Origin of the sequence: Pseudomonas paracarnis (assembly GCF_904063055.1) — a bacterium.
Lineage (GTDB): Bacteria > Pseudomonadota > Gammaproteobacteria > Pseudomonadales > Pseudomonadaceae > Aquipseudomonas > Aquipseudomonas paracarnis.
On the sequence record NZ_CAJFCN010000109.1, the window covers coordinates 1 to 434 of the forward strand.

Annotated in this window: 1 protein-coding gene; it reads right to left on the reverse strand. The window is 48.2% G+C overall.

Annotated elements, in window-relative coordinates:
• Positions 1-241: 241 nt before the first annotated feature.
• The coding region (locus JMV15_RS28120; RefSeq protein ID WP_201492013.1) for a hypothetical protein at positions 242-434 on the reverse strand (193 nt) is incomplete at its 5' end.

Sequence of the window (434 nt, forward strand, 5' to 3'; positions counted from 1 at the left end):
ACCAATGGCCAGCGAACATTCAAAGGTGCACAAATTGCAGTTCAAATATATATTTCAAAACCGGACAAAATGCACGTACTGTATGTATAAGCAAAGGGCGCATAGTTGGGAGCGGCAGAGAAACGGATAACTTTATAATCGCTGGAAAACAACGATGAATTAATAAGGGGTGTGGTGAATAAAATCAGGAGTATTTTTTTCATTATTGTATTCCTCGTTATGGATTGAACAGTCGGACTGACTACACCTCGATAAATGGAATTTCCCGCCGCACTATCAGCGAGCATTCGGGCGCATCGAACTCACGTGCGATGCGATGACCTGAATACACGGCCGCCGCAATGGTGCCCGGCGCCACACCGTCGCCGATCAGCGTCAGCGTACGGATGCCTGCCGCCTGTACCTGTTCGGGTGAGTTGTTAAAGGCCTGACAC